The sequence below is a fragment of the uncultured Metabacillus sp. genome, assembly GCF_947503125.1.
GTDB lineage: Bacteria > Bacillota > Bacilli > Bacillales > Bacillaceae > Metabacillus.
Genome location: NZ_CANNCR010000004.1, coordinates 119104 through 138721, shown reverse-complemented (window position 1 = coordinate 138721; position 19618 = coordinate 119104). Strand labels below are relative to the sequence as shown.

At 37.3% G+C, this 19618-nt stretch carries 13 protein-coding genes and 2 pseudogenes; 14 read left to right on the top strand and 1 reads right to left on the bottom strand.

Annotation, left to right across the window (positions count from 1 at the left end):
• Window positions 1-120: 120 nt before the first annotated feature.
• Together Q1B07_RS05110 and Q1B07_RS05105 are read left to right on the top strand one after the other, a co-directional pair.
• On the top strand, window positions 121-1236 hold the full coding sequence (locus Q1B07_RS05110; protein WP_299089677.1) for a sulfatase-like hydrolase/transferase: 1116 nt from the start codon (window positions 121-123) through the stop codon (window positions 1234-1236).
• 32 nt (window positions 1237-1268) lie between these two features.
• A complete protein-coding gene (locus Q1B07_RS05105) occupies window positions 1269-1673 on the top strand; it encodes a sulfatase/phosphatase domain-containing protein (protein ID WP_299089678.1) in 405 nt (134 codons plus the stop codon).
• Between the two features lie 255 nt (window positions 1674-1928).
• Here the strand turns inward: Q1B07_RS05105 and Q1B07_RS05100 are convergent, their stop codons facing one another.
• Window positions 1929-3113, bottom strand: coding sequence for an MFS transporter (locus tag Q1B07_RS05100; protein ID WP_299089680.1), 1185 nt, complete (start codon window positions 3111-3113; stop codon window positions 1929-1931).
• A gap of 80 nt (window positions 3114-3193) precedes the next feature.
• Between Q1B07_RS05100 and yeiL the strand changes: the two genes are divergently transcribed.
• From yeiL to putP, 12 genes and pseudogenes are all read left to right on the top strand, one after another.
• Window positions 3194-3865 (top strand): transcriptional regulator YeiL, encoded by a 672-nt coding sequence (gene yeiL / locus Q1B07_RS05095; protein ID WP_299089681.1) that lies wholly within the window; start codon window positions 3194-3196, stop codon window positions 3863-3865.
• Between the two features lie 478 nt (window positions 3866-4343).
• Window positions 4344-5480: a GntR family transcriptional regulator gene (locus tag Q1B07_RS05090; RefSeq protein WP_299089682.1), complete on the top strand. Its 1137-nt coding sequence runs from the start codon at window positions 4344-4346 to the stop codon at window positions 5478-5480.
• Between the two features lie 570 nt (window positions 5481-6050).
• Window positions 6051-6998: a carbohydrate ABC transporter permease gene (locus tag Q1B07_RS05085; RefSeq protein ID WP_299089683.1), complete on the top strand. Its 948-nt coding sequence runs from the start codon at window positions 6051-6053 to the stop codon at window positions 6996-6998.
• Window positions 6999-7838 carry a carbohydrate ABC transporter permease gene (locus tag Q1B07_RS05080; protein ID WP_299089685.1) on the top strand — a complete coding sequence of 280 codons (840 nt, stop codon included), beginning with the start codon at window positions 6999-7001 and terminating at the stop codon, window positions 7836-7838.
• 33 nt (window positions 7839-7871) lie between these two features.
• Complete coding sequence (locus Q1B07_RS05075) at window positions 7872-8537, top strand: YesL family protein (protein ID WP_299089687.1); 666 nt, start codon at window positions 7872-7874, stop codon at window positions 8535-8537.
• A 140-nt stretch (window positions 8538-8677) separates the two neighbouring features.
• Window positions 8678-10024, top strand: coding sequence for an ABC transporter substrate-binding protein (locus Q1B07_RS05070; RefSeq protein ID WP_299089689.1), 1347 nt, complete (start codon window positions 8678-8680; stop codon window positions 10022-10024).
• Between the two features lie 103 nt (window positions 10025-10127).
• The gene (locus Q1B07_RS05065; RefSeq protein ID WP_299089714.1) at window positions 10128-11639 is read left to right on the top strand and encodes an alpha-N-arabinofuranosidase; all 1512 of its coding nucleotides are present in this window, start codon (window positions 10128-10130) and stop codon (window positions 11637-11639) included.
• A gap of 190 nt (window positions 11640-11829) precedes the next feature.
• The gene (locus Q1B07_RS05060; RefSeq protein ID WP_299089691.1) at window positions 11830-12777 is read left to right on the top strand and encodes a U32 family peptidase; all 948 of its coding nucleotides are present in this window, start codon (window positions 11830-11832) and stop codon (window positions 12775-12777) included.
• 106 nt (window positions 12778-12883) lie between these two features.
• A complete protein-coding gene (locus Q1B07_RS05055) occupies window positions 12884-15088 on the top strand; it encodes a dihydroxy-acid dehydratase (RefSeq protein WP_299089693.1) in 2205 nt (734 codons plus the stop codon).
• A 344-nt stretch (window positions 15089-15432) separates the two neighbouring features.
• Window positions 15433-16350: pseudogene (locus tag Q1B07_RS05050) on the top strand (proline dehydrogenase).
• Window positions 16351-16374: 24 nt separating this feature from the next.
• Window positions 16375-17922, top strand: a complete 1548-nt coding sequence (pruA, locus tag Q1B07_RS05045; protein ID WP_299089695.1) for an L-glutamate gamma-semialdehyde dehydrogenase — start codon at window positions 16375-16377, stop codon at window positions 17920-17922.
• A gap of 164 nt (window positions 17923-18086) precedes the next feature.
• Window positions 18087-19500, top strand: a pseudogene (putP, locus tag Q1B07_RS05040) (sodium/proline symporter PutP).
• The last annotated feature ends 118 nt before the right edge of the window (window positions 19501-19618 follow it).

The following is a 19618-nucleotide window of genomic DNA, read 5'->3' as shown; positions in this document are numbered from 1 at the left end:
CGTCCTATTTTAATGATTTATTTCTTAATTTAAAAAGAATACATCAATGATAAAAGCGATTAACGATTCTACTAGATTATCAGAATTGGAATCGTATAAAAAAGTTGTGGAGGGATAAGTATGGCAGTTGACAAGCCAAATATTTTATTGATACTCGCAGATGATTTAGGATTTTCAGATTTAGTCTGTTTTGGTGGTGAGATTAATACACCAAATCTAGACCAACTTGCGACAGATGGTCTCCGTTTAACACAAATTTATAATTCGGCTCGTTGTTGTCCAAGCCGTGCTTCACTGTTGAGCGGATTATATCCACATCAAGCTGGGGTAGGAGAGATGACAGAGGATCGTGAAACTCCAGGATATCGCGGCCATTTGAAAGACCAGTGTGTTACTCTTGCTGAGGTTTTAAGAGAAGGTGGTTATCACACGTATTTATCGGGTAAATGGCATGTTGGTAAACATGGTCCAATTGATAGAGGATTTGATGATTTTTATGGTATTTTAGGAGGTTTTACAAGCTTTTGGGATAAAAGAGAATACATACGTTTGCCTGATGGCCGACCAGAACGCAGTTACAAAGAAGGTGAATTTTACGCGACAGATGCAATTACAGACCATGCATTAGATTTCCTTGAGGAATCATGTGAAGATGAACGACCATATTTTCTTTACCTCTCATATAATGCACCTCATTTTCCATTACAGGCTCCGAAAGAGGAGATTGCTAAATATGAAAAGGTATATGAAAAAGGCTGGGATAAAATTAGGGAAGAGCGTTTAGAACGGATGAAAGAGCTGCAAATTGTTGATGAAAATACATCATTAACACCGAGATCTGAATATTGGAATAGGGATAGGGATATTCATGGAACAAATCCACCATGGGATTCCATAGATCCTGATCGTCAAAAAGATTTAGTCAAAAGAATGGCCATCTATGCTGCGATGATCGATCGTATGGATCAGAATATCGGTAGAGTAATTGAAAATTTACTTGAAAATGGGGAATTAGACAATACGTTAATCTTATTTTGTTCTGATAATGGAGCCTGTGCTGAATGGGATCCATGGGGATTTGATGACTGGATTACAACCTCTAATTTTTTACATCGCAAAGAGGATTTAAAGAAAATGGGTGGCCCTGATACCTATCATAGTTACGGCTCAGGATGGGCGAACGCGTGCAGTACACCTCTTCGTTTATATAACACTACGGTCATGAGGGAGGAATAAGTACGCCATTCATCGCTCATTGGCCCCAAAAGTTGAAGCGTAAGGGAGAAATTGATCATCGTCCAGGACATTTTATCGACTTTATGGCTACTTTTGTTGAGATTACAGGTGTTTCTTACCCTGCAACATATAAGGGACATAACATTCTTCCGATGGAGGGCGAAAGTTTAATGCCGATCTTCACAGGAGAGAATACTCTGCAAAGAACACTTTGCTTTGAGCATGAGCATCATTGTGGGATCCGTCAGGGAGAATGGAAACTATCAAAAATAAGAGAAAAAGATTGGGAACTTTATAATATTAAAAATGATCGAACAGAAATGCATAATCTGAAGGATGAATATCCAGTACTTGTAAATGAAATGAAAAAAACATGGGAAGAATGGGCTGAAAGAACAAATGTCTATCCTCGTAAATTATTAAAAATAAAAAGTTAATACTGCATGCAAAGGAGAGGTTGTTTATGGTATAAAGAATATTTGATGCCAGAAACAGAAAAACATATTTATTTAGAAAATACTCATCGAAATCCGTTATCTGACGATGAACTAGCAAAAAGGTTAGCAGAAAAATTCTTTGAAAAAATAAGCATACAGTTCAATTGGTTGATCGAATGATAAAAAGGTTATGAAAAACAGACAGAAAAAATTTTTTCTGTCTGTTTTTAAGATTAAAAAGGGTCTGGTTCGCCTTTATCTGGTACTAACCATTAGGCGAACTTCCTTTTTATGGTGTTCAAATTTTCGATATAGAAGGGCAATCATCATCGATGGAATGGTACAAATAATCATCCCAAGGAAGGCGTATTTTGGCTCGATTTCGTATAAATAACCTCCAAAAATCGTAAAAGCTGCAGTGCTCCAGCTAAGTGCCAGCGCTGAATAAATTCCTTGTGCTTTCGGAATCTGCTCAGGAGGAATATGTTTAATTAAGTATTTCATAAAGGCATAATGCCCCATTGCGAATGAGCATGCATGCAATGTTTGCGCGATACAGAAAACAATGACATTTGGAAAGGCAAATACTAAAATCCAACGTACCGTTGCACCAAATGCCGCTAGTGTGAGTAAGGACCCGACTGAAAATTTATGAAAGCTCTTATCTGCAATCAAGAAAAATATAATTTCTGCGATCACGGCAATGTTAATAATCGTCCCGATTAGGTATTTCGGTGCATGGATTTCTTGTAAAAAGATATAGCCATAATTGTAATAAGAGGCGTGTGCAGATTGTAGTAAAATCACAATAACGAGTACCAAACCAAAGTGTTCAACCCTAAATAAATCCAGTATGCCGCCATTTTTTGTTCGATCTGCTTGCGTTTTTTCCGATAAAATAGCCGGTGCGCGCATAAAACCAAGAAGAATGAAAACCGATATGCCAAGTAACAGCGCCCATAAAATCACTTCATCTCCAAGCGCCCCTGTAAAAAAGGTTAAGATCATGCCAGCCACGACAAATCCGATCGATCCCCATGAACGGCTTTTCCCGTAATGTTTTAATTGTTTACTTTGTACAAGGAAGCCTGCCGCACTATCTAGAGCAGGCATTAACGTTGGGTAAAAAAAATGTAAAATAAACGTTACTACAAGTAAACTAGCAAAGGAATTTGCTGGAATATAACACAAAATTGAAAGAATTGTCCCGACTGCCATTCCATTTAATAAGGTTTTGCTACTATATTTTCCCGATAAATAAGGAAACGCAACTAAAGTAGAAAAACCTCTTGCAATTAAGCCTATGCTCATAATCAAACTGGCTTGTGATACCGAAATCCCTTTTGTATAAATCATCCATCCTGTCCAATAGGGTAGAAAAATTCCCCATGTCATATAAAAACTGAAAAATTGTCGACTCATCCAGCGTTGTGTGTTCAATATGTATCCCTCCATTGTTTGCATGATATCATGGAGTCACATACAATAATATGAGATATCTCATATTTTTGAGGTGGGTTATGAAAAATTATAAAAATGAGAAAAGACAACACTATTTGGATAAGTATTCTATTGCCCATTTATTTTCTTTTCCAATTGAAGAGTATATCCAAGTGCATGAATACAAACGTGACGAATGGATTATTCAAGAAGGCATGCGCCCGGATTTTTTATTTTATGTCATAGAAGGAAAAGCGAAAATTTATGTAACACATCAAAATGGGAAAGTTTCCTTACTTAATTTTATTAATGCGAATGATTTTATTGGGGAAATGGAATTATTGAATGAAGTGTACTATACAAAAGGGATTCAAAGCTCAACCAAGACGGTTTGTTTTGCGCTTCCCTTTCACCACTTCCGCACCAAAATGTTGGAAGATGTGACATTTCTGCGTGAACTAACCAAGTTTTTAAGTATAAAAGCAACACAAATGGCTGCAAAGTATTCCCAAAGTCTTGCCTTTCCTCTTGAAAACCGGCTAGCGGATTTTATCTTGCAAACCGCTGATGAAGAAGTCTATAAGGAGAAACACGTAACCGTCTGTGATTTTTTAGGTGTCTCTTACCGACATTTATTGCATGTTCTTGCCCAATTTTGTGAAAACGGGTATCTGAAAAAGGAAGGACGTCACTATTGTATTCAGCAGTACAATCGATTGGAGGAACTTGCCGAGAAGTTGAAGAATAAATAGCCAAGCAGGTAAAAGACAACTAGTAATTGTTGTTAAACGATGGTCGAACTCAAGCTGCTCTGGTGATATAAATGTCTACTATATATCCCGTACTATACATTAGTACGGGATATACTTGTTTAAGGTTTCTGGATTAAAAGTCGTATTAACAATTTTGATTTGAATAACCAAGACCTAATCGAGAAGATTAACAAAAATGTAAATGTCAGAAGGTGTTAATTTTCTCATAAATTGTTTGAATATACGTACAATTTATACTATTATTAGGTAATAACTAAACACTTACGTATAAGAAGAGAAAAGAAGGAATTTGAAGGGTTGTGTAAACGGTTTCTTAGTTCCTGCAATTGAAGTATATGTTTCTTTTATAATAATTAGAGTAAATATTCGTACATGTAATTTATTTAAGATCATAATTTGAATCTTTTTTCTAATTTAAATTAAATCCAACAGCTACTAAACAATAAGAGGTGTTTTTATGGCAACTAAACATGATATTGTGAAGCAAGAAATTAAATCTAGAATCCTTGATGGAACTTTTCAGCCTCATCAAAAAATACCCTCAGAAAGCGAATTAATGAAGCAGTTCGGTGTTAGTCGTCATACTGTTCGTGCTGCTATAGGCGAGCTTGTGAATAAAGGGTGGCTCTATCGTGAGCAGGGAGCAGGCACATTTTGTGCGGATCGATCAAGTGATAACCGGTTAAAAAGCGGGGGTAACCAAAGAAATATAGCGATAATTACAACTTTTATTTCAGATTATATTTTCCCTTCCATTATTAGCGGAGCTGAAGCATATTTAAGCAAACATGGCTACAATGTAAATCTTTTTAGTACAAATAACGATCATGAAAAGGAGAAAAGGGTCTTAGAAAAAATTTTAACCGAACCCTTTGAAGGCGTGATCGTAGAACCTACAAAAAGTGCTATCTCCAACCCAAATATCAACTACTATTTGAATATTGAACGTTTAAACATTCCTTATGTTATGGTTAATGCTTATTATGATGAATTGGAGCCTTTAAGTATTACAATGAATGATGAAAAGGGCGGTTATATCCAAACCGAGCATCTTATTCAATTGGGACATACAAATATAGCCGGATTCTTTAAAACAGATGATCTTCAAGGTGTAAAAAGGATGAAAGGCTTTATTAAAGCACATCGAAAATATGGTCTTCCTATAAATCCGAATTTTATCGTCACGTATAATTCAAATGAAAAAACAACAAAGTCGGTTGAAGAACTTACTAAGCTTTTATCCTTAGAGCAAAGTGTTCAGCCAACAGCTATTGTTTGTTATAACGACGAGTTGGCGATCAGTCTGTTAGATGTTTTAAGAGAGAAAAACATACGTGTTCCAGAGGATCTATCTCTAATTGGCTTTGATGATTCTTTTATGGGGAAATTAACGGAAGTAAAATTAACAACGATTTGTCATCCCAAATTCAAAATGGGAGAAAAAGCTGCAAATATGATCGTAGACCTATTGAAAGAGAAAAACGGTCAATCCAAAAAAATGGCTGAAAAAGTACAATCTGTTGTATTTGAGCCAGATCTCATTATACGTAATTCAACAAAAGAATTAGACCTTAACAAATTAGTGAACCAATAGAGATTTTGGGATTAATGGCTGATTTTTCAGTAAAGTTGATTTCGAATTTTAAAAAAATTAAAAAAACTATTGAAACTAATAAAATACTCTCATATAATAGGCAATAGAAATATATGCGTACGAGTTTATAAGATAAAAAACTTAAAGACGTTCGTACAAATTATAAGGAAAAGTAGAGAAAGCTTACGCAGTTATTTTTTTAATCGATTGTGTAAGCGTTAACAACAGGCAGAGGAGGTGTATCAAGTTCAAAGTATGTTCTTTAAATCATCATGTTTTTTAACAGATGGTTACAAAATGAAAAGCACATAGTTCTAAAAATATTCGCCCACAAATTACCTCATATTTCTAGCAACTAAGATAAGACTTAAAATAACAAGCTGCTTAGCTAAAAAATGGTCATTGAAAAGTTGAGATCGGAAATGCAATAATCTTAAATTTTCAAAAATTCTTTTCATCAATGAATTTTATCGAATGATTTCATAGTTCCTATTTAATTTTATCAACAATATTTAATAGACAAAGGTTTAAAAATTTAGCGTTATAAGTATTTTCTGGGGAGGGTTTTTTATGTTACCTGAATCAAGGATAAAATCCCAAGAACTTGCAGCACCGGTTAAAAGTCAGAAAAAATTACTTAGTTTCTTAAATTCAAAAAAAGTTGTTCCTTATATTTTTGTTTCTCCTTTCATTCTTTCATTTTTGATTTTTTCTTTATTTCCGTCAATCCAAGCTATTATTATGAGCTTCCAAAAAGTACTGCCAGGTCAAGTTACATTTATAGGGTTAAACAATTACTCAAGAGTATTCAATCCAACTTTTTATAAAGCGCTTTCAAATACAACGACTTATGTTATTTTAACAGTCTTAATTTTAACCATTCTCCCAATTGTTTTAGCCGTTTTATTAGATTCTAAGTTAGTAAAATTAAAAACAATTTTCCGGGCTTCATTATTTTTACCAGCTTTAGCGTCCACAATTGTTTCTGGTATGGTTTTTAGACTAATGTTTGGTGAAACGGATACTGCAGCAGCTAATCAAATTCTAAACTTTTTAGGATTTGAATCTGTTGATTGGAGATACCAAGCATGGTCTGCGATGTTTTTAATGGTTTTACTTTGTTCTTGGAAATGGATGGGGGTAAATATCCTTTATTTTTTGGCAGGGCTTCAAAATATTCCAAAGGAATTATATGAAGCTGCAGAAATAGATGGAGCAACAACGTTTAATAAATTCTATCATGTCACTCTTCCGTTCCTAAAGCCAGTAACGATATTTGTCGTCACCATTTCAGTGATCCATGGATTTAGAATGTTTGAAGAAAGTTTTGTATTTTGGGAAGCTGGATCACCAGGAAATATTGGGTTAAGTGTCGTTGGTTACTTATATCAACAAGGTATTCAACAAAATGATATGGGATTCGGTGCAGCAATTGGCGTTATCTTGATGCTAATCATCTTTGTTGTTAGCTTTATCCAATTAATTCTTACTGGAGCATTTAAAAAGGAGGGTCAATAAATGAAAAAGAACAATTCTAAAGTCTTAATTTGGGCTACAAACATCGGATTTGTTATTATTTCCTTTATTGCTCTATTCCCTATTTTAAATCTATTAATTTCATCCTTTAGACCCTCATCGGAATTAATGAGGAACGGGATTAGCTTAGTCTTTGATCCAAGTACGATGAGTCTTGATAACTATTTGTATATTTTTACTCAAGGGGGAAATTATTGGAGTTGGTTTACGAATAGTTTGGTGATTTCTGTCATCACGATTGTTTTATCATTATTCTTCTCCTCAATGGTAGGGTATGCATTGGCACTCTACGATTTTAAAGGGAAAAATCTTATTTTTGGATTCGTTCTATTTATTTTAATGGTTCCATTTGAAATACTCATGCTTCCACTATTTCAATTAATGATTAATTTAAACTTAATCAATACTTATACAGCTGTTATTCTTCCTGCAGTAGTTGCGCCAGTAGCCGTATTCTTCTTTAGACAATATGCTCTTGGTCTACCGAAAGAATTGATGGATGCTGCTAGAATAGATGGTGCAAATGAATATGGTATTTTCTTTAAAATTATGTTGCCGCTTATGGCGCCATCAATGGCAGCGATGGCTATTCTTCAAGGTTTAGGAAGCTGGAATAACTTTTTATGGCCATTAATTGTTTTGAGATCGAATGATATGTTTACATTACCAATTGGACTAGCAACTTTATTAACTCCTTATGGGAATAACTACGATATTTTGATCGCAGGGTCAGTCATGACAATTGTCCCAATTATCATTCTATTTATCTTCTTCCAGCGTTACTTTGTTGCTGGTCTTACAGTTGGTGGAGTAAAAGGATAATTTCATTCAGCGTAAAAAGAGGTGGTAAGTCATATGAATGGAAACCAGCTTGTCACAAAACTAGATAACATGCTCCATTGGGTGATACGCCTTGTCATGTTGAATATACTTTGGTTTATATTTTCTATCCTTGGCTTATTTGTAGCCGGAATTTTCCCTGCTACGGCTGCTGTGCTAGGTATTGCAAGAAAGTGGCTAATGGGTGATAAAGTAAAAATTTGGACTACGTTTAAAGACATTTACCTTCATGAATTTAAGGCTGCAAATTTGATGGGCTGGACCTTATCAGTAATGGGAATCATTCTTTATTTCAACTATCGAGTGATTGTTAGTAATAATAGTGAAATGATCTTTATTGTGCCATTTGCGTTTTACTTTATTATTTTTTTCTATACGATACTCGTAATCTGGTCCTTTCCATTACTTGTACACTATAAGGCTACCTGCCTCCAACATTTTAAAAATGCACTCATTATTGGACTATCTAAGCTTCAATATACGATCGTATCTGGTGCAATAGTTTTATGTCTTGTATATGGTTCGCTTAGTTATCCAGGTGTAATCCCTTTTTTTACAGTTAGTGCAATTGGAATTTGCTGCATGTGGCTGCCATTACAAATCTTTAACCAGCTTGACCAGAGACAACAAGTAACTGCTAAAACAGAGAGAACAACGCATTTATCTGCTGAAATAAATTAATGATTTAAACGTTTAAGTAGTAAAAATGTAAGCGTTAAACTTAGCCTTCAATTCCAGTCTCCTTAAGGGAGGTGAAGTATTTGCTGTATTAAATAAGTTATGAACACTGCAATTTTAAAAATAAATTAGGGGGAAAAAACATGAAAAAGAAAAGTTTGTTAGCTTTACTTTTAAGTTTAATGACAGCCCTGCTAATGGCATGCTCGGGCGGTGGCGGTGGAGAATCAGCCGGTGGTGAAGCGACTGAGTCTGAAGTAACAGGCGGAGACATCGAGAATGCCACTGAATTAAAATTTTGGACTTTTGTTGAATTGCACATGGAATTCTTTAAAGATGCAGCAAATCGTTGGAATGAAGAAAATCCTGATCGACCAATCAAACTGGTTGCTGAAACCTTTCCTTATGACCAAATGCACAATAACTTATTATTAGCATTACAATCTGGTGAAGGTGCACCTGATCTTGCCGATATCGAAGTTGGCCGTTTCCCAAACTACTTACAAGGTGAACCACAATTATTGCCAATGAATGAATACGTAGAACCTGAAAAGGCTAATTTTATTGAATCACGGCTTAACCTTTATGCTAAAGACGGGAACTACTATGGGATGCCAACACATGTTGGAGCAACTGTCATGTTCTACAATAAAGAAATAATGGATGCTGCAGGCGTTGATATTGAAACCATTAAGACTTGGGATGACTATGTTGAAGCAGGTAAAAAAGTAGTTGAAAACACGGATGCTGTAATGACGACTGTACAGACAGGAGATATGATTAATTTTCAGTCGATGATTGCGCAGCAAGGCTCAGATTTTATTGATGAAGAGGGAAATATTACGCTTGATAATGAAACGAATATCAAAACACTGCAATTTTTAAGTGATATGGTTGACAAGCATAAGATTGCTGAACTTACTCCAGGCGGAGAAGTGCATGCTGAGGAATTTTATGCATACATGAATGAAGGAAAAGCTGCTTCCATTTCTATGCCTTTATGGTATATGGGCCGTTTCACAGACTACATGCCAGACCTAAAGGGTAAAATGGTGATCCGTCCGATGCCAGCTTGGGAAGAAGGTGGAGATCGTTCAGTTGGTATGGGGGGAACAGGTACAGTCGTTACGAACCAAACAGAACATGCTGAGCTTGCAAAAGAGTTCTTAGCATTTGCCAAGCTTTCGAAGGAAGCTAATATTCAGTTATGGAAGGTTTTAGGTTTTGATCCGCCACGCTGGGATGTTTGGGAAGACCCTGCTGTTCGTGAAGATAACAAGTTTTATCAATATTTTGGTAATGATATCTTTGATACATTACTAGAAATTAAAGATGAAATTCCAAATATCAATGTGACTGAACATTATCCTGATGTTATCACTGAATTAAATACAAACACTTTTAACAATGTTCTTAGACAGAAATCACAATCTGCTGAAGAAGCTTTAAAACAAGCGCAAGAAACAGTAGAAGCGAATATAGGTCAATAAGAGAGTGCAAAGGGTCAGGCACATTTGCTTAAAATAGCTTTGACCCTTTTCTTTCTAGTATATTTTCCAATTCCTACTATATTTACATATTGAAAGGAGAAACATTATGAGCAAAAAAGCAAAAATGATTTTAGAGAAGGACTTTAAAGTTTCTGAGATTGATAAACGAATTTATGGTTCCTTTGTTGAACATTTAGGTCGTGCCGTATATGGCGGTGTCTATGAACCTGGACATCCACAAGCAGATGAAAATGGTTTTCGCCAAGATGTCATTGAAATGGTAAAGGAACTTCAAGTACCGCTTATTCGTTATCCAGGCGGAAACTTTGTATCGGGATATAACTGGGAGGATGGAGTAGGGCCGGTAGACCAGCGTCCGCGCCGTTTAGATCTTGCATGGCGTACAACGGAAACAAATGAAATTGGAACGAACGAGTTTATGAAATGGGCACAGCTCGTTAATGCTGAAGTAAACATGGCTGTAAACTTGGGAACACGCGGTATTGATGCAGCTAGAAATCTAGTTGAATATTGCAATCATCCAGGTGGTTCTTATTATAGTGATCTCCGAATCTCCCATGGTGTCAAAGACCCTTATAACATTAAAACCTGGTGTCTAGGAAATGAAATGGATGGGCCATGGCAAATTGGACATAAGACTGCAGCTGAATATGGCAGAATTGCCCAAGAAGCAGCAAAAGTTATGAAATGGGTTGACCCTTCAATTGAATTGGTTGCCTGTGGAAGCTCAAACCGCAGCATGCCAACGTTTGCCGATTGGGAAGCAACCGTTTTAGACCATACCTATGATCATGTTGAATTTATATCTTTACATCAATACTATGGTAACAAAGACAATGATATTTCTAACTATTTAGCACTATCTATTGAAATGGATGATTTTATTAAATCAGTTATTTCGATTGCCGACTATATTAAAGCAAAGAAACGCGGCAAAAAGAATATTAATCTTTCGTTTGATGAATGGAACGTTTGGTACCATAGCAGAGAACAAGATAAGTTAATTGAACCATGGAGTATTGCGCCTCCACAGCTTGAAGATATTTATAATTTCGAAGATGCATTATTAGTTGGTTGTATGCTGATCACGTTATTAAAGCATGCGGACCGTGTGAAAATTGCTTGCCTTGCTCAGCTAGTAAACGTTATTGCGCCAATTATGACTGAAGATAATGGAACTGCTTGGAAGCAAACGATTTTCTACCCATATATGCATACATCTGTTTATGGTAGAGGGGTAGCCCTTAATCCGGTTATTTCAAGTCCAAAATATGATAGTAAAGATTTTACAGATGTTCCATTGCTAGAGTCTACAGCAGTATATAATGAAGAAAATGAACAATTAACGATTTTCGCTGTAAACCGTGATTTGAATGATGGCTTACATCTAGAGTGCGATATTCGTAATTTTGAAGGCTATAAGGTCATTGAGCATATTGTTCTTGAAAATGATGATCTTAAACAAACGAACTCTGCTGAAGGTACACCTGTTGCTCCTCATTCAAATGGAAATGCTGAACTTGAGAATGGAGTAGTAACTGCAGTATTACCTAAGCTTTCTTGGAATGTAATTCGCCTTGCTAAACAATCATAATTAGTAAAGGTGTTGGAAATAAGGCTTCTCTAATGGAGAGGTCTTATTTCTTATATAATTCAATTACCTGATCTTGTATAAAAGAGGCTGAATGTTCTTTATCGGATTCTTTTCTTGAGAGCTGTTTGTAAGCGATTTCTCTTAATGTCGAATTACTTTTCAAAAATTTTAAGTTCAAGGAGTGACGATAATGAAGGATTCAAGAGATTTTCTGGCATCATTAGGCTATGCACCAGGAGATTTATATGATCTTCCAACCTCAACTAAACGCTTTCCTGATGGGGCGCAATACCGTGTTGAGATTCCAAGTGTTGAAGGACCAAAAGCTTTAGAGGCGACTCTTGATGAAATCGAGAAATTAAACCTGACTGTTCACCGTGTTTCGCAAGGAAGCGGCATTATGTTGTTAACCGACGAAGAGATTAAGCAAATGTGCTTAATGAGTGCTCAAAAACAAATGGAACTAAGTCTTTTTGTCGGACCAAGAGGCACTTGGGATATAGGTGCACAGCCGTTGACAAGTGCTGGAAAGGTAATCGCACTTCGTCATGAAGGGGCAGATCAGCTTGTTTATGCGATAGAGGATTTAAAAAGAGGCGCAGAGCTTGGTTTAAGAGGTGCTTTAGTTGCGGATGAGGGCTTGTTGTTATTAACAAAGGAAATGAAAAAACAAGGCATTCTTCCTCAGAATTTTGTCGTAAAGGTGTCAGTTCAAATGATGGCGGCAAATCCTGTGTCCATTAAATTAATGCAGGATATAGGAGCGGATACATATAATGTTCCAACTGCTCTAACATTACCGAAGCTGGCAGCGATTAGACAGGCAATTGACATCCCAATTGATCTATATGTTGAAGTACCGGATAATTTCGGGGGATTTATTCGGCATTATGAAATTCCGGAGTTTATTCGCGTATTAGCACCTGTCTACATTAAATTCGGACTACGTAATCATCCAGATGTTTACCCTTCCGGCACCCATCTCGATGCAACAAATATAGCACTATGTAAAGAAAGAGTTCGCAGGGCACAGCTTGGCATGAAAATGATTGAACGCTATTATCCAGATGCCATTATGTCTAAGCCTGGTGCAAAAGGATTAGGTATTCCGGCAGTTAGTGAAAAAGCTACATTTTAGTAGGAACAGTCCTATAAGTAGAGAATACTGCTAGAGAGGTTTACTTATAAAGGGAGAGGAGAAATGGTTGACATTCCCCCCTATACAAAAGGAGGAAATATTAATAATGTCCATCAAGTACCCATATATCAACAACTCAATTAACCCTTACCGCGACAATGTTCAAGGAAAAGCAAATGAGCCGATTTGTGTTGCTGGTTTACTTGATCGTTCAAAACAAATACTTGGATCTGCATATGAGGGCGGAAAGCCTGATTGGACTTTGGAAGAGGTGTATAATCGCTTACATGAAAATGCACCTAGAATCGCTATCATTGGCGGATCTTCTGACCATCCTGCACATATTATGGATTTTCAAACCTCTGCAAGAGCAGCGATCCGCATTTGGCAAAATGGCGGTGTGCCTTTTTATTTTTCAACTCCTGTTATGTGTGATGGAACTGCCCAAAGTAATCAAGGGATGAGTTATTCTTTGCAAAGCCGGAATGCTGTTGCACAAATGGTCGTTAATCAGCTAGAAGCACATAGTTACCATGGTGCATTTGTGATTCAAGGCTGTGATAAACAGCCATTGGGAGTGGTCAGTGCGCTTGCTCATTTAGATCGTGTCAGACAAGATCGCGGTGAGGCGCCATTTTTTGCCAGCTTTGCTCCGGCACATGTCCTCCAAGGAGGGACTATTCCGGAAGAATTGTTTGCTGAACTTGAGGAAGTGGCAAAACGTGCAGAAGCACAAGGAGCGGAGGATATTGCCTTCGACCTCCGTGATACGATGGCATATATCCTGCAATGCTCCTCAAATACAGCGTTTCAAGGTGTCCTGCAGCGGGCAAAGGAGCATGGGTTTATTACTCAAACCGAACATGATGAATATGAAAGACAGCTTGCGGTACATACATGTGATGGCCAAGGCGGTGTTTGTGCATTTAATGGAACTGGCAATAGCTCACGCCACCTCGTTGCAGGCATGGGACTTGTCCATCCGGCATTAGAACTGCTTACAGCACCTCCTACACAAGAACAAGTTAATCAATCGCTGGATTGTTTAGCAACAATGATAAATGATCCTGTTTACGGCGTTTCAAATATTATGGCGGCAAATATTAAAAATGCCATCCGTATCCATAGTGCTTCAGGAGGTTCAACCAACCTTATGATGCATATTGTGGCAGCTATGTTATATGGAGGTTACAAATTCAGCCTATGGGATTTGGATGAGATCCACCACGAGGTTCCAATACCAGATTTATTTAATTATAGTTTAACAGAAGGCCGGGATATTTTTGCTTTGGCTACCCAATGCTGCTCAGGATCTAGCCGCGGCATGGAGACACTTTTCCATGAATTGCTTGAAAATGGTGTCCCAATGGATGTTGAAGCACCTACTGTTACTGGTACAACCTGGCTTGATCGCTTATCAACTAAAACAGGCGCATTATCTGCTGGTAATGTAAAAGAAAATCCAATCATTTTATCAACTCCTAGACGAGCATTCAGCGGTGTTGATGTTCTTAAAGGAAACTTCTTTGAAAGCGCTGTTGTAAAGATTAGCGGCATGACAACACATCAGCTTAATATGTTTGATAAAAAGTGTGCATTTGTACTTTACTATGAAAATGAAGATGAGGCAAATAAAGGTTTATTAAATAGCAAGCTATTAGATGAGCTAAGAGATAACCGCAGCTTTTCCTTCGAAAATTTACTAGCGATGCTTCTTCATAACACACCTGAATTATATGAATCTTACAAACAATTAGGCTATGAAGAGCTATTTGATGTCATGGTGAAGGAAGGAAGCTTAAAAATCTCAATCATAATATCCGGGCAGGGTCCTGTAGCATTTGGTATGCCGGAAATGTTTACTCCGATGCAGCATATAAACGCCAATCGAAAGCTGAAGCGTTTAGCTACTCTGATTAGTGATGGCCGCTACTCAGGTGTAACCTATGGTGCTGCAGTTGGTCACATGACTCCAGAAGCAAAAGATCGTGGAGGAATTCTCTATTTAAAAACAGGTGATTTGCTCTATCTAAATTTCCGTGAGGGGAGACTCGAGTTTTTAGATCAAGAAGCATTTCAAAATGGAGAGATAAGCTTCTCCTTCGATACAATAAAATCAACCCGACACGACCTTGGAGAAGAGCGGCTGTCAAGAATTAAAAAACGCCAAAAACTAATAGCTGCAAGCAATCGCATGCTAGGGCACACCGATGCAGCACACGGGGTCGTTCCACTTGCCGTTTCATGTGATGCAGAGCTTGATTATCGGCTGGATATACTAATCCCTAGTGAAAAACAAGAGAATAGGTAAATCATAAAGATGGATTCTACTGGGTAGGATCCATTTTTATTCATCACAGATAAATTCCTTATTATCGAAGGTAGGTAAAAAGACCGAATGATTGGAAATGACATCATTTGTTTAACCATCCCCAATCTGTGGAACAAGTATTATATAGACCACTTAGAAAAGTGGTAAAGTATAAGATTCTAGCACTTTAAAACGTTTACACAATAAATTGTGTTTTATACACAAAGACAAGGCCAAATCTTTGTATTTCCGCTACATTGTTACAGTTTGGTCACAATTGTAAAATTATCATTAAGGAAACATTATGAAACTCTTATTAGCTTGATCCTATGGGGGTGTATGCAGTGCAGGTACTTACTAGAGATTTTTTCTTATATCTATCCAAAAATAAAGCGTTAAATAAAGCAGCCCAAAATTGGGGAGGAAATATTGCAGCAGGTAAGATTGTCGGTGGTCTTGATTTTCCTAGCTCCATAAAATTTATAAAAGAATTAAATGAAGAGGGGCTTTCGGTTACAGTTGACCATTTAGGTGAGTTTGTTACTAATGAAGCTATTGCAAGGGAACGTACAGAAGAATGCATTCAAACAATTGAAACGATTGCTGCACAAAACTTGGATTCTCAAGTTTCATTAAAAATGACGTCCTTAGGCTTAGACATTGATGAAAACCTTGTCTTTGAAAATATGACGAGAATTTTGGATAAAGCTGAAAAGCACAAAATAATGGTTACGATCGATATGTAGGATGAACAACGATGCCAAAAAACACTTGATATTTTCAAAGATTTTAAACAACGCTACACCTATGTTAGCACAGTTTTACAAGCATATTTATATCGAACAGAAAAAGATCTCCAAGATTTAAATCAATATAAACCTTTTTTACGATTAGTAAAAGGAGCGTATAAGGAATCAGCAAAAGTAGCCTTTCCAGTGAAGGCAGATGTTGATGAAAATTATAAAAAGCTCATAAAAATGAATTTATTAAATGGAAATTATACAGCCATTGCAACACATGATGATGCAATGATTGAATATACAAAAAAATTGACAAAAGAACATGATATCCCAACCACTCAATTTGAGTTTCAAATGCTTTATGGGATGAGAACAGCAACACAAAAGGAACTAGTCAAGGAAGGCTATAAAATGCGAGTCTATGTTCCATACGGAAATGACTGGTATGGCTATTTTATGAGAAGACTTGCAGAGCGCCCGGCAAATATTGCGTTTGCTCTAAAGGGAATGACAAAAAAATAACCAAACGAAAAGGAGTCGATTATTATGACAACAGCTTACAAACACGAACCATTTACAGATTTTAGTATTGAGGAAAACCGCATCGCCTTTGAAAAGGCACTAGCTAATGTAAACGAAATAATGGGAAGAGATTATCCGCTTGTGATAAATGGTGAGCGAGTTTCAACAGAAAATAAAATTATATCCTATAACCCCGCTAATAAAGAAGAAATTGTCGGAACTGTTTCCAAAGCGACAAAGGAGCACGCTGAGATGGCGATCCAAGCTGCAGCAGAAGCTTTTGAAGAATGGCGTTATTGGAATCCGGAAGAGAGAGCAAACATCTTGTTTAGAGCAGCAGCCATCGTGCGCCGTAAAAAGCATGATTTTTCTGCACTGTTAGTGAAAGAAGCAGGAAAACCATGGAATGAGGCGGACGCTGATACAGCTGAAGCGATTGATTTTATGGAATACTATGGCCGCCAAATGATCGAATTGGCAAAAGGCAAGCCTGTTAATAGTCGTGAAGGTGAAATCAATAAATATATCTACACGCCTACAGGTGTTACAGTTGTGATCCCGCCTTGGAATTTCTTATTTGCGATTATGGCTGGTACAACAGTTGCTCCAATTGTGACGGGAAATACAGTCGTTTTAAAACCAGCTAGTGCAACACCAGTAATCGCTGCTTTATTTGTAGAAGTCTTAGAAGAAGCAGGGTTGCCAAAGGGAGTTGTAAACTTTGTTCCAGGCAGTGGTGCTGAAGTTGGGGATTATTTAGTTGATCATCCAAAAACAAGCATTATTACCTTTACTGGTTCTCGTGAAGTAGGTACTCGTATTTTTGAACGCGCAGCAAAGGTTCAGCCAGGTCAAATGCATTTAAAACGTGTGATTGCTGAAATGGGTGGAAAGGATACAGTTGTTGTCGATAAAGACTGTGATTTAGAGCTTGCTGCACAAGCTATTTTTACTTCGGCATTTGGTTTTGCCGGACAAAAATGCTCAGCAGGATCACGCGCTGTTGTACATGAAGATGTGTATGATCAAGTTCTGCAACGTGTCGTAGAAATTACAGAGCAAAAAATTACTGGCAATCCAGAAAAGGCAGAAACCTATATGGGGCCGGTTATTGATCAAGGCTCATTTGATAAGATTATGGATTACATTCAGATTGGGAAAGAAGAAGGCCGTTTAATGAGTGGGGGAAACGGTGATGATTCGAAAGGCTATTTTATTGAGCCGACAATCTTTGCCGATCTTGATCCAAATGCTAGAATCATGCAGGAAGAAATCTTTGGACCGGTGGTTGCTTTTGCCAAGGCAAAAGATTTTGATGAGGCTCTTAAAATTGCCAATAATACAGAATATGGGCTAACAGGCGCGGTGATTACCGACAACAGAAAGCATATCGAACGTGCCAAACAGGAATTCCACGTAGGAAACTTATATTTTAATCGAAACTGCACAGGCGCAATTGTTGGCTATCACCCATTTGGCGGCTTCAAAATGTCAGGAACAGATTCAAAGGCAGGAGGTCCGGATTACTTAGCACTCCATATGCAAGCAAAAACAATTAGTGAAATGCTGTAACCATTATTAATGGAAAGCAGATCAAAATCTGCTTTCTATTATTTTTCTACTTTTATAGTATATTTATAAAATATTTTATATAAAAATTGAAACAAAGTAGTGGATGGGGGAATAAAATGGTTAATTTGCAGCTAATTTTATCGATTTGTGTTTATATGGTTGGGATGCTTTTAATCGGCTATTATGCCTATAAACGTACGGCAAACCTATCAGATTATATGCTTGGAGGAAGGAATCTTGGTCCGGCAGTGACAGCATTAAGTGCTGGTGCATCTGGTATGAGCGGCTGGCTTATGATGGGCTTGCTGGTGCCATGTATGCGACAGGTTTATCGGCTTCCTGGATTGTGATCGGTCTAACATTGGGGGCATGGGCTAACTGGCTTTATGTAGCACCACGCTTACGTACTTATACGGAAATGGCGAATAACTCCATTACAATTCCAGCCTTTTTAGAAAACCGCTTTAATGATAAAACGAAGATCCTTCGCTTGTTTTCAGGTCTTATCATTATTATCTTTTTTACTTTTTATGTTTCGTCTGGAATGGTATCAGGCGGTCTGCTGTTTAATAGCATTTTAAATCTTGATTATCATACAGGGTTATGGCTTATTGGCGGGGTCACTGTAGCCTATACATTATTTGGGGGATTCCTGGCTGTTAGCTGGACTGATTTTGTACAAGGAATTATTATGATTGTTGCGTTAATATTAGTGCCGATAGTGACATTGCTCCAAATTGGCAGTCCAACAGAAGCAATCTCGGAAATTCGTTCAATTGATCTAGAGCTGTTGGATATCTTTCAAGGAACAAGCTTCCTCGGCATCATTTCATTATTTGCATGGGGGCTAGGCTATTTTGGACAACCGCACATCATTGTCCGCTTTATGGCGATTACGTCTGTAAAAGAAATCAAAAGGGCCCGTCGAATTGGGATGAACTGGATGATTTTTTCCACGATTGGTGCCATGTTAACAGGTTTTCTGGGTATTGCGTATTATTCGAAAGAAGGTATGAAAATTGCTGACCCTGAAACGATTTTTATTGAATTAGGAAATATCCTGTTCCATCCAATTATTACTGGCTTCTTAATATCTGCAATATTGGCAGCGGTTATGAGCACTATTTCCTCACAATTACTTGTTACATCAAGTTCATTAACTGAAGACATCTACAAGACCTTTTTCCGCAGGTCAGCTTCTGATAAAGAGCTTGTTTTCATGGGGCGATTATGCGTATTAGTTGTTTCAATTTTAGCTTTATGCCTGGCATGGACTCAAAACAACACGATTCTAGGGTTAGTTAGCTATGCTTGGGCTGGCTTTGGGGCATCATTTGGTCCAGTCATTCTTTTAAGCTTATATTGGCGAAGAATGACAAAATGGGGTGCGCTTGCAGGAATGGTTACAGGAGCGATCATGTGATCGTTTGGTCGAAGTTAGGGCTGTCCGATTTTCTGTATGAAATGGTACCAGCGTTTGCAGCAAGTCTTTTAGCTGTGTATATTGTTAGTTTACTTACTAATAAGCCTTCTGCACAAGTTAGTGAGAGGTTTTCTGAGTTTACAAAATCAATGTAATGATAACAATTGAAATTTAATGATTTATAAAGATAAAAGTAAAATCCCCTGAGCTTTCAGGGGATTTTTACATTTGAAGGGCAGATGAAATCCTTAACGCAAGAAATCTCGGAAGATT